Origin of the sequence: Aquimarina sp. MAR_2010_214 (genome assembly GCF_002846555.1) — a bacterium.
Lineage (GTDB): Bacteria > Bacteroidota > Bacteroidia > Flavobacteriales > Flavobacteriaceae > Aquimarina.
Genome location: NZ_PJMS01000001.1, coordinates 2,268,248 through 2,284,141 on the forward strand (window position 1 = coordinate 2,268,248; position 15,894 = coordinate 2,284,141).

General features: G+C 31.9%; 14 protein-coding genes and 1 tRNA gene. 11 read left to right on the forward strand and 4 right to left on the reverse strand.

The window, feature by feature from the left end; genetic code table 11:
• Positions 1-19 precede the first annotated feature (19 nt).
• Both ATE84_RS09575 and ATE84_RS09580 read left to right on the forward strand, forming a co-directional pair.
• The gene (locus ATE84_RS09575) at positions 20-334 is read left to right on the forward strand and encodes a DUF3467 domain-containing protein (RefSeq protein ID WP_101447745.1); all 315 of its coding nucleotides are present in this window, start codon (positions 20-22) and stop codon (positions 332-334) included.
• Positions 335-461: 127 nt separating this feature from the next.
• Complete coding sequence (locus tag ATE84_RS09580; RefSeq protein WP_101447746.1) at positions 462-1,580, forward strand: serine hydrolase; 1,119 nt, start codon at positions 462-464, stop codon at positions 1,578-1,580.
• Positions 1,581-2,202: 622 nt separating this feature from the next.
• Here ATE84_RS09580 and ATE84_RS09590 read toward each other — a convergent pair.
• Positions 2,203-3,789 (reverse strand): peptide chain release factor 3, encoded by a 1,587-nt coding sequence (locus ATE84_RS09590; protein ID WP_101447747.1) that lies wholly within the window; start codon positions 3,787-3,789, stop codon positions 2,203-2,205.
• Positions 3,790-4,245: 456 nt separating this feature from the next.
• Here ATE84_RS09590 and ATE84_RS09595 point away from each other — a divergent pair, with 456 nt between their 5' ends.
• The 8 genes from ATE84_RS09595 (at position 4,246) to ATE84_RS09630 (ending at position 12,833) form a co-directional block, all read left to right on the forward strand.
• Complete coding sequence (locus tag ATE84_RS09595; protein ID WP_101447748.1) at positions 4,246-7,653, forward strand: gliding motility-associated C-terminal domain-containing protein; 3,408 nt, start codon at positions 4,246-4,248, stop codon at positions 7,651-7,653.
• 52 nt (positions 7,654-7,705) lie between these two features.
• Positions 7,706-8,662, forward strand: coding sequence for a type IX secretion system membrane protein PorP/SprF (locus ATE84_RS09600; protein ID WP_101447749.1), 957 nt, complete (start codon positions 7,706-7,708; stop codon positions 8,660-8,662).
• 29 nt (positions 8,663-8,691) lie between these two features.
• A complete protein-coding gene (locus ATE84_RS09605) occupies positions 8,692-10,653 on the forward strand; it encodes an OmpA family protein (protein ID WP_101447750.1) in 1,962 nt (653 codons plus the stop codon).
• A 245-nt stretch (positions 10,654-10,898) separates the two neighbouring features.
• Positions 10,899-11,465, forward strand: coding sequence for an isopentenyl-diphosphate Delta-isomerase (idi, locus tag ATE84_RS09610; RefSeq protein WP_233195779.1), 567 nt, complete (start codon positions 10,899-10,901; stop codon positions 11,463-11,465).
• On the forward strand, positions 11,462-11,872 hold the full coding sequence (locus ATE84_RS09615) for a 6-carboxytetrahydropterin synthase (protein ID WP_024768873.1): 411 nt from the start codon (positions 11,462-11,464) through the stop codon (positions 11,870-11,872). The genes idi and ATE84_RS09615 overlap by 4 nt, the downstream gene beginning before the upstream one ends.
• A gap of 3 nt (positions 11,873-11,875) precedes the next feature.
• The gene (locus tag ATE84_RS09620) at positions 11,876-12,337 is read left to right on the forward strand and encodes a peroxiredoxin (RefSeq protein ID WP_101447752.1); all 462 of its coding nucleotides are present in this window, start codon (positions 11,876-11,878) and stop codon (positions 12,335-12,337) included.
• 96 nt (positions 12,338-12,433) lie between these two features.
• A complete protein-coding gene (locus ATE84_RS09625) occupies positions 12,434-12,700 on the forward strand; it encodes a hypothetical protein (protein WP_101447753.1) in 267 nt (88 codons plus the stop codon).
• Positions 12,701-12,759: 59 nt separating this feature from the next.
• A tRNA-Thr gene (locus ATE84_RS09630) sits at positions 12,760-12,833 on the forward strand.
• A gap of 105 nt (positions 12,834-12,938) precedes the next feature.
• Here the strand turns inward: ATE84_RS09630 and ATE84_RS09635 are convergent.
• Positions 12,939-13,154, reverse strand: a complete 216-nt coding sequence (locus ATE84_RS09635; RefSeq protein WP_101447754.1) for a hypothetical protein — start codon at positions 13,152-13,154, stop codon at positions 12,939-12,941.
• A gap of 131 nt (positions 13,155-13,285) precedes the next feature.
• Positions 13,286-13,747: a YHS domain-containing (seleno)protein gene (locus ATE84_RS09640; RefSeq protein WP_101447755.1), complete on the reverse strand. Its 462-nt coding sequence runs from the start codon at positions 13,745-13,747 to the stop codon at positions 13,286-13,288.
• A gap of 106 nt (positions 13,748-13,853) precedes the next feature.
• Between ATE84_RS09640 and ATE84_RS09645 the strand changes: the two genes are divergently transcribed.
• Entirely contained in the window at positions 13,854-14,756 is a 903-nt protein-coding gene (locus tag ATE84_RS09645; RefSeq protein WP_101447756.1) for an AraC family transcriptional regulator, read from the forward strand.
• 398 nt (positions 14,757-15,154) lie between these two features.
• Here ATE84_RS09645 and ATE84_RS09650 read toward each other — a convergent pair whose 3' ends face one another.
• A complete protein-coding gene (locus ATE84_RS09650) occupies positions 15,155-15,892 on the reverse strand; it encodes a DUF4369 domain-containing protein (protein ID WP_101447757.1) in 738 nt (245 codons plus the stop codon).
• Positions 15,893-15,894: the final 2 nt, after the last annotated feature.

Here is a 15,894-nt window from a genome sequence, read left to right on the forward strand (position 1 = left end):
TTCTAAAATAAAATTAGATATGGCAGATAATAAAAATCAGAAACAAAATCAATTGAATATAGAACTAGATGAAGATGTTGCAGACGGGATCTATAGTAATCTTGCAATTATTAACCATTCAGTTTCAGAATTTGTAGTTGATTTCGTGAACATTATGCCGGGTAGACCAAAAAGTAAGGTGAAAAGCAGAATTATTTTAACTCCACAGCATGCCAAAAGATTATTAAAAGCTCTTAGTGATAATGTAAATAGATTTGAAGCTGCTCACGGAGAAATTAAAGATTATGAACAAGCACCTATTCCTATGAATTTTGGCCCTACAGGAGAAGCTTAGACGGTACTTGAATTCTATTTATTCTTCATTAGAATATACTTCGTTGGTAGTACAGTTTCTTTTTTATTGAAAAATACTTGAAAAATAAATGATTAGATTTATAAAAGTCATTGTATAAAAAACTTCTATGAATATCAAACTATCATCAATTCGATTGACTATAGGATTAATTAGTCTTACATTATTTGTTAACTGTCAAAAAGATGATGATTTACCTGTCAATTCAAATCTAATTTTTGAAGGATTGGATAGCGTTGTAAAAAATCAAATGGTATCATATAATATTCCTGGTGCCAGTATCGCAGTTATTAGAAATGAAAAGCTTGTGTATACCAATTCTTTTGGCTATTCTAATAAAATAATTAATAAAATAGCAACTAACGATGATTTATATAGAATAGCAAGTATATCAAAACCTATTACTGCAATTGCTATTCTAAAATTAGTTGAAGATGGTTTGTTATCTCTTGATCAAAAAGTTTTTGGACCAGATGGGATTTTAGGAGACGAATATGGAACTTTACCTGCTAATTCTAATAAAAAATTAATTACAGTTAGTCAGCTTCTAAATCATGAATCAGGTTGGACGAACTCTCCAAATGACCCTGTTTTTTCAGATTTTAATAAATCTTTGGATGATTTGATAACTGATATGGTATTACATAGAAAACTTGTTAATCCTCCTGGTTCAGTATATTATTATCTTAATTTCGGCTATACCATACTAGGCAGAATCATAGAAAAGATTACAAAAGTTCCTTATGAAGTGTATGTTAAATCAAATATTCTTGAGCCATGTGGGATTTCTAAAATGAAAATTGGGAGAAATACTTTAGCTGATAAATATCCAAATGAAGTAACATACTATCAAGGAAGTAATTCTACTAGTAATTCTAATCCTTATGATTATAATATTGTGCGGATGGATTCTCCCGCTGGATGGATTGCTTCTGCAACTGATCTGGCACGTTTTATTGTCAAAATTGATAGAAACCCTTCTAAACCAGATATTATCTCAAATATATTGCTTAATAATTCATTCTTTGCTTCTTCTAGTTGGTATCACACCGGTTCTATGTCTGGTACATCTGGAATTATAAATAAATTAGATGACACATTAAGTTATGTTGTATTGTTTAATAAAAGGGCTGATCATCATCCAGATATAGTAGAGGATGAATTTAGAAAAGCTTTTGATAAAGAAATTTTAACTATATCAAAATGGCCAAATGATGATTTGTTTTAAAGGTCTGAAAGACCGCTTTTTAAAAATTAATACTAGACATTAACTCTAAAATAGATGCTAAACTAAATGTATAGGTAATAGAATTTTGATAAACCAACCCGTTTCTGGCTACCACCTCATATATACTTTACAATAAAATACACATAAATAATGACCTTAGTATAAAACAAATTTCTTTATTGCTTATCATAGATGTTTTTGAGCATGTTGATGATTATCTGGGGTTCTTAAAGCTATGTAAGCTTAAAGCAAAAAACACAATATTTCACATTCCATTAGATATATCGGTTAACCGACTATTGAAAAATGACCTTATGTCTTTGCGAAAATCTGTGGGACATTTTATATCATTTCACAAAAGACATGGCAATAGCTTAGCTACGCTGAAAGATTGATTGATTTCTTTTATACCACAAGTTTTCTGGATTTTCCGAGAAAAAAGATAAGCTCAAAATCACATATTTACCAAAAAAATAATGTATAAAACCAATAATGATATAACCGTAAAATTATTAGGTGTTCCTTATTGGTCATAACAAAATAACGTTAATACAGTCGTAATGATTTGTATTTGGATACGTTTAATTTTAAATAAAATTTCAGATACAGTCTATAGAGATGATTAAAACTCTGAAGTAAAATGAAACTCGATTGATGGATATTTTTGTTGTGTCATTTGTAAGCTGAAAGAAGAATCAGCCAAAAATACCAGTTGACCCTGTTTATCTTTTGCCAGAAACTTACTTTTTACACGTTTAAATTCTTTAAACTCATCATTATCCTGATCTTTAGCTTCTACCCAACATGCCTTATGAACATTTAGGTTTTCATACGTACACTTTGCGCCATATTCATGCTCTAACCTATATTGAATTACTTCATATTGTAAAGCACCAACCGTACCTATAATTTTTCTTCCATTCAATTCTAAAGTAAAAAGCTGGGCAACTCCTTCATCCATTAATTGATCAATCCCTTTCGCTAGTTGTTTAGACTTCATAGGATCTGCATTGTTGATATACCTAAAATGTTCTGGAGAAAAACTAGGTACTCCTTTATAATGCAAAATTTCTCCTTTTGTAAGAGTATCTCCGATTTTAAAATTTCCGGTATCGTGCAATCCAACAATATCACCAGGATATGATATATCTACAATCTCTTTTTTTTCAGCAAAAAAAGCATTAGGACTAGAAAATTTAAGCTTTTTATTGTGTCTTGTATGCAGATATGGAACGTTTCTTTCGAAGGTTCCTGATACAATTTTTATAAAAGCCAGTCTATCTCTGTGTTTTGGATCCATATTGGCATGGATTTTAAACACAAATCCTGTAAAATCTTTTTCTTCAGGATGCACTAATCGTACATCACTTTCCTTAGGCCTTGGTGGAGGAGCAATGGTAACAAAACAATCTAATAATTCTCTAACTCCAAAATTATTTAATGCCGATCCAAAAAACACAGGTTGTAAATCACCATTTTGATACTGTTCTTTTTCAAATTTCGGATATATACCTTCTACCAATTCTACTTCTTCACGTAATGTGTCTGCAGCAGTATCCCCGATTATATCATTAAGATCCTGAGAAGATAAATCAGATATTTCGATAGTCTCTTCAATATTTTTTCTACTATCACCACTAAAAAGGTTAATATTCTTCTCCCAAATATTATAAATTCCTTTAAAATCATATCCCATTCCAATAGGAAAACTTAATGGAGTAACGGTAAGGCCTAGTTTTTGCTCTATTTCATCCAGAAGCTCAAAAGCATCTTTTCCTTCACGATCCAGTTTGTTAATAAAAACGATCATAGGGATATTTCTCATTCTACAAACAGAAACCAATTTTTCGGTTTGTTCCTCGACACCTTTTGCAACATCAATCACAACAATTACACTATCCACAGCAGTTAATGTTCTAAATGTATCTTCAGCAAAATCTTTATGCCCGGGAGTATCTAGAATATTAATCTTAATGCCTTTGTACTCAAAAGCTAATACAGAGGTAGCAACAGATATACCTCTTTGACGTTCAATTTCCATAAAATCACTGGTAGCTCCTTTTTTAACTTTATTTGATTTTACGGCCCCTGCTTCTTGAATAGCACCTCCAAAAAGTAATAATTTTTCGGTCAACGTGGTCTTACCTGCATCAGGGTGAGAGATGATCCCAAAGGTTCTTCTTCTCCCAATTTCGTCTATAAATTTCATTTGATTTTGTTTATTATTCTAAATATTAGATATATGCTTAATAGTGCCAAATTTCTTATCATAACAGGACTTTGACGATTTATTCATTCTCCTACTCTTATAGTTTTGGCGATATTTATTATCAACTCTTATATCTAAATAAGGATGCAAATATAATATTAATAATGTATAGTTATATGTATGACTACTCTTGCTTATTGTTATTTAGCATAAATGCTTTAATCTAAGTAAATAACAATGTAAACTTCATAATTATGTAGGAAGAGTAATGTCTTTTATCTTCTAAAAGTGTTTGTGGACGAAAAGAATAGTTTTGACCACAAAATTTTATTGTAAAACAAAAAAATATTATAAAATTTGTTTTTGTCAAATCTACGGTTTTAACGTAATTAAATTAAGGTATTTTGCTACAGATCTGTTCGTGAGCTGTAAAAATGTTTTAAAATTAAGAATAGTATGAGGAAAAGTATAATTTCCGAGAAAATGTTAAAATGGAAACAAAATGATTTCATAATAAGAATTCTCTTTATTATTTTATTCATGTTTTCTTTTATATATACTGAAGAATTACGAGGGGCAAATGTTGATAGTAAAACAGTTCATATAGAAAAATGTGATAAAGAAGGATCAAAATTAAACTCTGATACTTTTGATTCAACGTTAGTAATGTGTGCTCCAAAGCAATCGGGCTTTTGGAGTGTTTCTGGTACAGCAGCATTTTATGATCTTGGAGACGGAGTTATAGCTAGAGTAACAACTACGTCTACAAATCCCTTTACAACTAAAAATTTTAATCCTCTGGGAACAGGGTTTTGGTCTAATACTGTAGAAGGAGATACCTCATTGAGTAATGAGTATACTTGGGATTCAATATTGACTATAAGCTTTGAAGATAATTTTGGTAATCCGGTAAGTGTTGATAACCCCATATTACATATTGATCGTTTAGGTGGATTTTATGGAACATTACAGAATTCCGCAGAAATAACATTGCTAGGTGGTTTAACTTGGACTTCTTTAGGAGGAACCAATGATTTTCTGGCAACTACTACAACAGTTAAAGATGATGGATCAGGAACCTCGGTAGGAACTGGATATAGTCCAGAAAGTACATTAAATGATAATGATGGATCGGCAGCAGGTTCTTTAAGAATTAATGCAAATGTAACATCGTTCGCAATACAATTTATTAGATCAGGTGTTGAAGGTTTTGGTGGAGATGAGGTAGAACTTATTCTTTCGGCCTGTATCAATGTGGATACAGATAATGATGGAGTTTCTGATAGTTTAGATGTTTGTCCGGGATATAATGATATGGCAGATAATGATCATGATGGTGTTCCTGACGGTTGTGATTTGGATGATGATAATGATGGTATTTTGGATATAGATGAAAGTATATGTACTCCAAATCAATCGGGAGATTGGACTATTTCTGGAACAACAGCAGAATATGATTTTGGAGATGGTGTAGTTGCTAAAGTGACAACTACAAATACAAACCCTTTTACTTCTGGAAACTTTAATCCTTTAGGAACAGGTTTTTGGTCAGAAAATTTAGAAGGAGATTCATCATTACAGAATTTATATAGTTGGGATACAATATTGACTATAAACTTTGAAGATGGATCAGGTAACCCTATCAAAGTAAATGATCCAATTCTTCATTTTGATCGTTTAGGAGGTTTTTTTGGAGTGAATCAAAATTCTGCAGAAATAATGTTAATAGACGGTATGACCTGGGGTCCATTAGAGGGCACAATGGATTTTAGAACAAGACCTACAAGTGTTAGAGACGGAGGAGTAGGAGTGGTACCACCTGTAGGAAATACTGGAGAAAGTACAGAAAATGATGCAGATGGTTCTGCGGCTGGTTCATTAAGAATTCATGGAACGGTATCATCTATTATGTTGAAATTTGTACAAACTGGAGTAAATGCTTTTGGTAAAGATGGAATAGAACTCATATTATTTGCATGTAATAACTTAGATACAGACGGAGATAATATTCCGGATTATTTGGATCTAGATAGTGATAATGATGGTATTTATGATGCAGATGAAGCGGGACATGCAGAATCAAATACTAATGGCGTTGTAAATGGATCTGTGGGTACAGATGGTATTCCTGATTTGGTACAAAGTACAGGTGGGGAGAATAGTGGTTTGATAAATTATAGTCTAGCAGACTCTGAAACTATCCCAGATGGGATATATGATTATCAAGATATAGATAGTGATGGGGATAGTTGTAATGATGTTATTGAAGCTGGATTTACAGATGATGATGATAATGGGCTTTTAGGGGATGGTATTCCTGGAACTGGACTTACCGTTGATGGAAATGGTTTAGTTACTTCAGGAAGTGATGGGTATACCGGAACTAATGCTAATGTTGTCACCGCAGGAGTTACTCCAGCAATTACCACACAACCATCTAGTGTTATAATATGTGGAGGAACAGATACTACGTTTACCGTATTGACAGCTAATGCAGATACATATCAGTGGCAATTGTTTAATGGTAGTTCCTGGGATAATTTAACAGATAGTGGTATCCATAGTACCACAACCGCAAATACATTAACAATTACAAATGCTTCAGCATCTGATGATGGAAATCAATATCGAGTAATTGTCTCGAGTTCAACATATACGTGTGATTCTAAGATTTCAGAAGAAAGAATACTTACTGTTAATGCTGCACCTGCTATTAGCGTGACAAGTGCTCCAACTTGCTCAACTGATTCAACAACATATTCATTAGAGGTAATTGTGAGCTCTGGTACAGTAACCAGTACTTCTGGGATCGTGAACAATGTTTCGGGTAATATATGGAGTATTGAAGGGATAACTCCGGGAGTAAGCATTAATATTACAACAACAGCGATTAATGGCTGTAAACAAATCATACCTGTTACTATACCTTTATCATGCCTGATAGCAAATAATGATACATTAACGATTGATGGTGATACAGGTGGTAATTCTATAAATATTATTAATGATAATGATATTTTAGATGGAAATGAGGTTACACTAGGGGATGATGTTACGGTAACAGCAATTGCAGATTCCAATCCGGGAGATGGTGTTAGCCTAAATCCAAGTACAGGAGAAGTCACAGTTTTACCAAATACTCCACCGGGCGATTATACCATTACCTACACCTTATGTAGTATAGCGACCCCACTAGCTTGTGATGTTGCAATTATTACAATTACAGTAGTTTCTGCTCCAAACGGTACTATAACAGGTCATTTGTATGGTGATTTAAATGATAATGGTATGCAGGATATTGGCGAACCAGACTTAGAGGGGATAGATGTTAATATTGTTGATGTTAATGGGATAGAACAAACCGTAATTACAGATCTAAACGGAGATTACATAGCAAATGTTCCTGTAGGAGCAACTGTGGTAGATATCGACAATACAACACTTCCATTAGGGAGTTTACAGACAGAAGGAACCGATCCAACAACAGTAATCGTAATAGGAACCGGAATAACGATAGAAGAAAATAATGGATTTATTATAATTGCTGATGTTGATAATGAAATTGTTGTATATACTGGGATCTCTCCTAATGGAGATGGTATTAATGATCGGTTTAGAATAGCAGGATTGGATAATTTTCCTAATAATAGATTACAAATATTTAATCGATGGGGAATTAAGATATTTGATCAAAATGGATATGAACAATCCGGAGCCAAATTCTTTGAAGGAATTAGTGAAGGAAGAGTTACAATGGGTAATAATAAAAAACTGCCAGTAGGGACCTATTTTTATGTTTTGGAATATGAAAATGCTAATGGAATCAACATGTCTAAAGCTGGTTACTTGTATGTAAATAGATAAATGTATCTGGAATATCATATATTTGTTATTCCCTAAATCGAATTAAATACTTATGAATACATCGTCAAAAATGTTTATGCTTGTAGTTTTTAGTTTTGCTACAACTGCTATTTGTGCACAACAAGATGCTCAATATACCCAATACATGTACAATACGATAAGCGTTAATCCAGCCTATGCTGGTAGTCGTGGAGTATTAAGTGTTATGGGGCTTCACCGTAGTCAATGGGTTGGCTTAGATGGTGCGCCTCGTACTCAAACACTTACCGCTAATACTCCAATAGGAAATAATGAACGTCTTGGTATAGGTGTGTCTATTGTTAATGATGAAATAGGCCCTACCGATGAAACATATTTCGATATTGATTTTTCCTATTCTATTCCTACCTCAGAACAAGGAAAACTAAGTTTTGGATTAAAAGCAGGTGGGCATTTATTAAATGTAGATTTTCAAAAACTAAACCGGTTTAATAGTAATGATGCTTTATTCGAAAACAATATTGATAATAAATTTAGCCCAAATGTAGGGGTTGGAATCTATTATCATACAGATCGTTTTTATGCTGGACTAAGTGCTCCTAATCTATTAGAAACAAATCATTTTGATGAAAGTACTACAAATAGCAATAGTACAGCAGTGAGTTTTTTGGCAGAAGAGCGTATCAACTACTATTTGATAGCTGGTCACGTTTTTGATTTGAGTAGTGATATAAAGTTTAAACCAGCTGTTTTAAGTAAACTAGTGTTTGGTGCACCATTACAAGTAGATGTTTCTGCAAACTTTTTATTGTATGATCGTTTAACTTTAGGAGTAGCATATCGTTGGAGTGCCGCAGTGAGTGGCATGGTTGGTTTTCAAATATCTGATGCTTTGATGATTGGATTTGCCTACGATAGAGAAACAACAGAATTAGGGCAGACACAATTTAATGATGGAAGTTATGAGGTAATGCTGCGATTTGAACTTTTTAAGAAATATAATAGAATGCTGACACCGCGTTTCTTTTAATTAAATATTTAAATGTAATAGTAAAAAAAATGGGGAAATATTTACTTAAATCATTATTGATTTTCATGTTATTGTTTTTCGGAAACAATACGCTTCTATCTCAAGAAAAAAAACTCAAAAAAGCCAAAGAGCAATACGATAAGTATCAATATATTGATGCACAGGAAACATATCTTAAAGTAGCTGAAAAAGGATATAAGAGTGCAGATCTTTTCATGAATCTGGGAGATAGTTATTACTTTAATAGCCAGTTTGAAGATGCACTAAAATGGTATGAAAAATTAGTGAATTCTTATCCTGATCAAGTGGAACCTGAGTATTACTTTAGATATGCACAAACACTAAAAACGGTAGAAAGATATGAAGACTCTGATACGTACATGCAAAAATTTGCGGCTGCTAATGGAAATGATCAACGTGCAAAATTATTTTTAGATGGATCCGATTATCTAAAACGTATTGATTTTCAGTCAGATAGATTTGAGATAGAAAATACATCAATTAATTCCTCTTTTGTTGAATTTGGAACCGCTTTTTACGGAAAGAATATAGTTTTTAGTTCCTCTAGAGATACATTAACGTTTAAAAAAGCTGTTCACCAATGGAATGGAGAAGCTTTCTTAAATCTTTTTGAAGCGGAATATGACTCTATAAATAATAGCTTTTCAAAAATTAGAAGGTTTGATGGAAAAATAAATTCAAAATTTCACGAATCCACACCTGTTTTTACAAAAGATAGACGAACTATTTACTTTACAAGAAATAATTTTGAGGAAGGAAAACTAGGTCGTGATCAAAGAGGAACAAATAAGTTGAAAATATATCGTTCTTATAAAAATCCTGAAGGAGGGTGGACCACACCACACAATTTACCATTTAATAGTGACGAGTATTCTGTAGCACATCCTACGTTAAGTAGTGATGAAAAAACATTGTATTTTTCGTCAGATATGCCTGGAGGAAAAGGGTTATCTGATTTATATGAAGTGGCTATTAATGGTGATGGTAGTTTTGAAGAACCAAAAAATTTAGGAGATAGAATTAATACAGAAGGCAAAGAAACATTTCCATATGTAGGAGCAGATAACGAATTATATTTTTCTTCTGATGGACATATGGGCTTAGGAGGATTAGATGTATACGTCACAAAAATTAACCCACAAACAGATAAAGAAAAATTAATAGTTAATATTGGTAGACCTATCAATGGACCTAAAGACGATTTTGCATTTATAATTGATGAAAACACCAAGAAAGGATATTTTTCATCCAACAGAGGAGGAGGAAAAGGAAGTGATGATATTTATAGTTTCATAGAACTAGAGGAGTTAAAAGATTTCTGTGAGATTACAATTGCAGGATTGGTTACTGATAAAGATACTAATGAATTATTATCAGGAGCCAAAGTCTCGATATATGATAAGAATAATAATCTAATACAAAGTTTTGTAGTAAGCGATGAGGCTGCCTATTCACAACTAGTAGAATGTGAATCTAGTTATTTTGTGAGAGCAGAGAAAGAAGAATATGACACTCTAGAAAAGCTTGTTAATACATCAGATAAATCGCAAATTATGGATACTCCACTTGCATTAGAAAAGAAAATTAAATCTGCAGATGTAGGAGATGATTTAACAAAGATATTATCGCTTAAACCGATTTATTTTGATTTTAATGGATATACAATACGTTCTGACGCAAAAGTGGAACTGGCAAAAGTAATTGAAGTGATGAATCAATATACTAATATGAAACTAGAAATAAGATCGCATACAGATAGTCATGGAGAAGATCAGTACAATTTGTACTTATCTGAGAAAAGAGCTGAAGCTACTGTGAATTATATGATCAATAACGGTATATCTGCAGATCGATTAACAGGAAAAGGATATGGAGAAACTCAATTGATTAATGACTGTGGCAATGATTCAAACTGTAAGAAAGATGAATACCAATTAAATAGACGAAGCGAGTTTATTATTATTAAATAATTTTTATAACGATAAATTCTGTACATATATAAAAACGTCTTATACTATTGAGGCGTTTTTTATTGAAAAAATGTACCGTCCTGAAATAGCGTTATGCTAAATTGAGAGTGTAATGAACTCAAAATAAATATTAAAACCAATTCTGAGATATGGTAGAATTTTTGCTTCACTATTTCTAAATGCTATACCAAAGTTTTCACTAAGAACAGATACTGCTATATTAGCATCTATAAACTAGATGGATTATGAATTGCTCTTATGATTTTGTAATTTTGAGGCAATTAAAAGCGATGAAAGAAGAAGAAAAAGTTATCTTGGTTAACGAAAATGATGAGCAAATCGGGTTGATGCCTAAATTAGAAGCACATCAAAAAGCTGTATTGCATAGAGCCTTTTCGGTATTTATTATTAATAGTAAAAACGAATTAATGCTTCAGCAAAGAGCGCATCATAAATACCATTCACCTGGTTTATGGACAAATACATGTTGTAGCCATCAAAGAGAGGGAGAAACTAATGTAGAAGCAGGAATACGAAGATTACAAGAAGAGATGGGGTTTACCACCTCATTAAAAGATTCTGTTTCATTTATATATAAAGCTCCTTTTGATAATGGACTTACAGAACATGAATATGATCATGTGTTGTTAGGAGAATATGAAGAAGATCCTGTCATTAATCCTGAAGAAGTAGTCGATTGGAAATGGATGCCTATTGAAGCTGTTAAACATGATATATTAGCACATCCAGAACAATACACAGAATGGTTTAAAATTATTTTTGAGAAATTTTATTCATACATAACCATATGAGGATTAAAGCATGCAGAAAAGCTCATTTTAATGCAGCACATCGATTGTATAGAAAGGATTGGAGTGATGAAAAAAACCTTCAAATATTTGGGAAGTGTAGTAATCCAAAATATCACGGTCATAATTATGAACTTATCGTGGCTGTAATAGGGGAGACTGATCCAGAAACAGGTTTTTTGATGGATCTTAAGATTTTGAAAGAGTACATTAAGACCGAAGTTGAAGACTATATGGATCATAAAAATCTTAACGAAGAAGTCGAAGAGTTTGAGAGTTTAAACCCTACTGTAGAAAATATAGCCTTTGTGATCTGGAATAGATTGCGTAAAAAAATAGCTTCACAATATGATATTGAAGTGACACTATATGAAACGCCCCGCAATTTTGTAATCTATAAAGGAGAATAGAATATGGGGTTGAAAGTAGGGGATAAGGTTCCTGAGTTTATCGCTACGAATGATAAAGGAGAACAATTTTTGAGTTCTGATATTATCGAAAAAAAAAATCTGATACTTTATTTTTATCCTAAAAATTTTACTCCTGGTTGCACAAAAGAAGCCTGCGACTTTAGAGATAATTATGTGGATTTTGTAAATTTAGGTGTAGAAGTGATAGGTATAAGTACCGATAGTGTAAAATCACATGCAAGGTTTAAAAGTAAATATGCACTTCCCTTTATGTTTTTGTCTGATCCTAAAGGTGAATTACGAAAGCTTTTTGGTGTGAAATCAGAATTATTAGGATTACTACCAGGAAGAGAAACCTATGTGATAGATGAAAAAGGAATTATACGATTAAAATTTAATAGTATGAAAGCCTCAGAGCATGTAAGTAAAGTAATAAAAAAAATAAGAGAAATAGTAAATGAGTAACAAACTCTTTCTGAAAATAAAAATTTGGGAAGGAGACGTCTTTTACGTACTCATTATTGAATTGAAAACACTAATTTTGCAAAAAACAAATTAGATATGGCAAATAAGAGAGACCTTAAAAAAGATATAAACTACGTTTTAGGAGATATTATAGAAGAAGTTTATGTATGGGAACTAGAAAATCCAGGTAAAGAAAGTAAGTCTGGAGAAGCGATCATTGATGAGGCAATTACATCTTTTGATGGATTTATGGCTAGGGCTAATGAACGAAAACTTGAAAACCCTAAAAAACATTTTAAATCTCTTCGTGATGATTTAGAAAAAACTGCTAAGGCTTTAGTTGAAAAAGTAAATGCATTGTAAATTTTCTTTAAAAAATATTTGTAAAAACGGTTGTAGAAATTATATTTGCAACCGTTTTTGCCGATATAGCTCAGCTGGCTAGAGCAGCTGATTTGTAATCAGCAGGTCGTGGGTTCGAGTCCCTCTATCGGCTCTTAGAAAAAAAATCCTAAACTTATGTTTAGGATTTTTCTTTTTCTAAATAGAGAATGAATTCAAAATGTTTTAAAAAAAGAATAAATTATTCTGTTAAAAAAATCTAGATACAGCAGCCATTTGATGGATGATATGAGCATCCAGGAATATAAGTAGCACCACAACTAGGGTTGTTTAATGCCACATGAGAAGTTGTACAGCATCGTAATGCAGGGTTACAACATTTTCGAAGAATCGGAATACGACCACCTTTTATTCCTTTTTGTTCACTTTTTTTAAGACTTTTTGTTCCTTCTAAATTTACGATAGTTTTTAACATGATGTTTAGGTTTTAAGTTTCATCACTAAATTAAGGAAAATACATATCGATGATATACAGTAATACCTCAATTAACATTTTGTGATAAGGCATTTATACGAATGGATCGAACTCTTTTTCTAAAATCATAATTATTTGTTTTTAAGGGATTTCCAATTCGTGTTTGCCAATTTTTCCATTTCAGATTCATTTCCAATCCATGGTATAATTGTATTAAAAGGTTTGCCCTCCCAGTAATCATTGTAGAAGAGGTATAGTTTTTCATCGTCGATTCTAAATGTATTAGGGTCAACAGGTACCTTCTTGTTCATTTTTGCAACAGCAAAAGCACAATAACCATCAAATTGAGGAAGATACTGTGACGGATTAGCTTTGAAAGCTTTAAGATGTTCTGCATTTGCAAAATAGTAAGTGGCTTCATTGTGTGTAGTAGAAAACTCGATACTTCCTCTCATTGCTGTATTGGTTGTGAAGTAATTGACCACATCATATCCATTATTAGCAACATTATTTTTGTCCACGTTTACTTTTTGAGCTATTCCCAGACTCGTTCCAAGTATAGTAATTACTAGAATTAAGGTCATTTTTTTCATTGAAAATAATTTTATAGATTAATAATTAATACAAAAATAGAATCAATAATTGTATTTTTAGTATCTAAAAAACAATTATATTTGCTCAATAGTACAAAATTATGTTATGGATGTATTTAGTGATGTTTTGAAAAAAGTAAAATTATCGAGTGCTGTATATTTTAAATCAAATTTTTCTTCTCCATGGGGAATGGATATTCCTAAAGGGCCTTTCGCGCAGTTTCATATTGTAACACGGGGTCAATGTATACTTAAAACAAAAGATAAATCTATTCAGCTATTTGCGGGTGATATTGTTGTTTTTCCTTTAGGGACAAATCATTGGTTGGCAGATTTAGAGACAAGTAAACGACAAAACGGGCAGGATGTAGTGCGAGCTATTTTAAAAGGAAAACCTTTGTTTGAAGGAGATAATATAACTACAACATTAATATGTGGTCATTTTGAGTTTGATAGAAGTATAGAGCATCCTTTTATAAAAGAAATGCCTAAAATTATCCATATACCTGATGCAGAGAAAAAAGAATTCTCATGGTTGGAAAATATTGTTAACCTTATAATTCATGAAGCTGGAAATGAACAACCAGGAAGCCAGGTGATTGTAGATAAACTAGGTGAGGTTTTATTTATTCATACGTTAAGGGCCTATATTCAGAGAAACAAAGTCAAAAAAGGGTTTATAGCAGCTATGCAAGACGAACGGATAGGTAAGGTGCTAAAGGCTATTCATAGTGCTCCAGAAATGAATTGGAGATTGATTTCACTAGCTCGAGTCGCCGGAATGTCACGAACAAGCTTTAGTAATCAATTTAGGAATTTATTAGGAGAAACCCCATTGAATTATATCACACAATGGAGGATATTACAAGCAAAAGAACTTTTGATAGAGAGCAATAAGTCGGTAGGGGAGATAGCTAACGAAGTTGGTTATCAATCTGAAGCTGCTTTTAACAGAGTTTTTAAAAAGAGAGTAACTTTAACTCCTCTCAAATTTAGACAGTCTTTTTAACTATGACTTTTAGTGTTTTAAGCTTCCCCTTTTTTATGATTCATTTTTTAACTTTTACATATAGATATTTTCTTAATTTGTTAGATTATTAACCTTTAAATATATATCATAAAAAAAAGAATCTGAAGTCGTTAAAACTTAACAAAAAATCTATTTCTAAATTAGACTTAACGCAGGTTAAAGGAGGGGCAACTGGAGGTTGTGTGAGAATAATATCTTACGATAATACATACCCCGAAAAATATTGGCCATAAAATTTAGCGAACTTCGGTTCGTTTTTCTTTTTTATGATTTCAAGTTTTTTATATAATTCAATCTGGAATTTACTTAATAATCTACTTCCAAAAAATATTATTTCGGAAATCATAAAATGTTAGAATCTACAGAATTTTTGAGAATTATTCTTTGATATTGGCCTTTGCTTCTGCTTCTTTGGTTTTTCGATCAGCAATATATTTGATCAATTGTTTTCCGTATAAAGATTTTTTTACCTTAGGACTTAAAGAGCTGGCAACGGTATCCAGAAATTTTATATTGGCATCAAAAACCTCATTAAGTGTGATGTAAGGAGCCACTTCAAGTTTTCTGTTGGTTATAGCAAAATTAATAGTATATAGATATTTTTGACGCATTAAATTTTTGTATGCTTTATCATTTTCAATGAGTTTTTCATCATCTTTTTGCTTACTGGCTTCAAAATCTTCTTTGAGGATCCTAAGATTTCTTTCATTAAATCGTTTAAGCATTTTTTTGTATTCCATATACTTCGCTTGATTTTTCCCGCCCTTTATTCTTACATCATTTTCAAAATCAAGTAAATTAGTGGTTATAGTAATCTCTCCCGGTTCTACAAAAAAGTCAATACGATCATTATATTGTTTCCCATCTTTTTTATCAAGATATAGGTAATGAATTTCTGGTTCTACAACTTCTGATTTAAGTACAAATTCAGAATTACCATCAATACTTACAGAATCCACATTTACTAATAGAGTATCCTGTATTTTTTGTAAGTATACTTTTCCTTTTTTTAACCCTTTAATGTTACCTATTACTGTTACATTCCCTTTCTTAGTAGGCGAGCTGCAATTGGTTAATAATACAGTTAATAATAATAGAATAGAAAAATACTTCATGT

Bases quoted from the DNA above. Each gene is read 5' to 3' on its own strand.
- idi (WP_233195779.1), top strand. From the start codon at position 10,899: ATGAATTGCTCTTATGATTTTGTAATTTTGAGGCAATTAAAAGCGATG.
- ATE84_RS09575 (WP_101447745.1), top strand. From the start codon at position 20: ATGGCAGATAATAAAAATCAGAAACAAAATCAATTGAATATAGAACTA.
- ATE84_RS09640 (WP_101447755.1), bottom strand. From the start codon at position 13,747: ATGAAAAAAATGACCTTAATTCTAGTAATTACTATACTTGGAACGAGT.
- ATE84_RS09625 (WP_101447753.1), top strand. From the start codon at position 12,434: ATGGCAAATAAGAGAGACCTTAAAAAAGATATAAACTACGTTTTAGGA.
- ATE84_RS09645 (WP_101447756.1), top strand. From the start codon at position 13,854: ATGGATGTATTTAGTGATGTTTTGAAAAAAGTAAAATTATCGAGTGCT.
- ATE84_RS09580 (WP_101447746.1), top strand. From the start codon at position 462: ATGAATATCAAACTATCATCAATTCGATTGACTATAGGATTAATTAGT.
- ATE84_RS09600 (WP_101447749.1), top strand. From the start codon at position 7,706: ATGAATACATCGTCAAAAATGTTTATGCTTGTAGTTTTTAGTTTTGCT.
- ATE84_RS09650 (WP_101447757.1), bottom strand. From the start codon at position 15,892: ATGAAGTATTTTTCTATTCTATTATTATTAACTGTATTATTAACCAAT.
- ATE84_RS09635 (WP_101447754.1), bottom strand. From the start codon at position 13,154: ATGTTAAAAACTATCGTAAATTTAGAAGGAACAAAAAGTCTTAAAAAA.
- ATE84_RS09590 (WP_101447747.1), bottom strand. From the start codon at position 3,789: ATGAAATTTATAGACGAAATTGGGAGAAGAAGAACCTTTGGGATCATC.
- ATE84_RS09595 (WP_101447748.1), top strand. From the start codon at position 4,246: ATGAGGAAAAGTATAATTTCCGAGAAAATGTTAAAATGGAAACAAAAT.
- ATE84_RS09615 (WP_024768873.1), top strand. From the start codon at position 11,462: ATGAGGATTAAAGCATGCAGAAAAGCTCATTTTAATGCAGCACATCGA.
- ATE84_RS09620 (WP_101447752.1), top strand. From the start codon at position 11,876: ATGGGGTTGAAAGTAGGGGATAAGGTTCCTGAGTTTATCGCTACGAAT.
- ATE84_RS09605 (WP_101447750.1), top strand. From the start codon at position 8,692: ATGGGGAAATATTTACTTAAATCATTATTGATTTTCATGTTATTGTTT.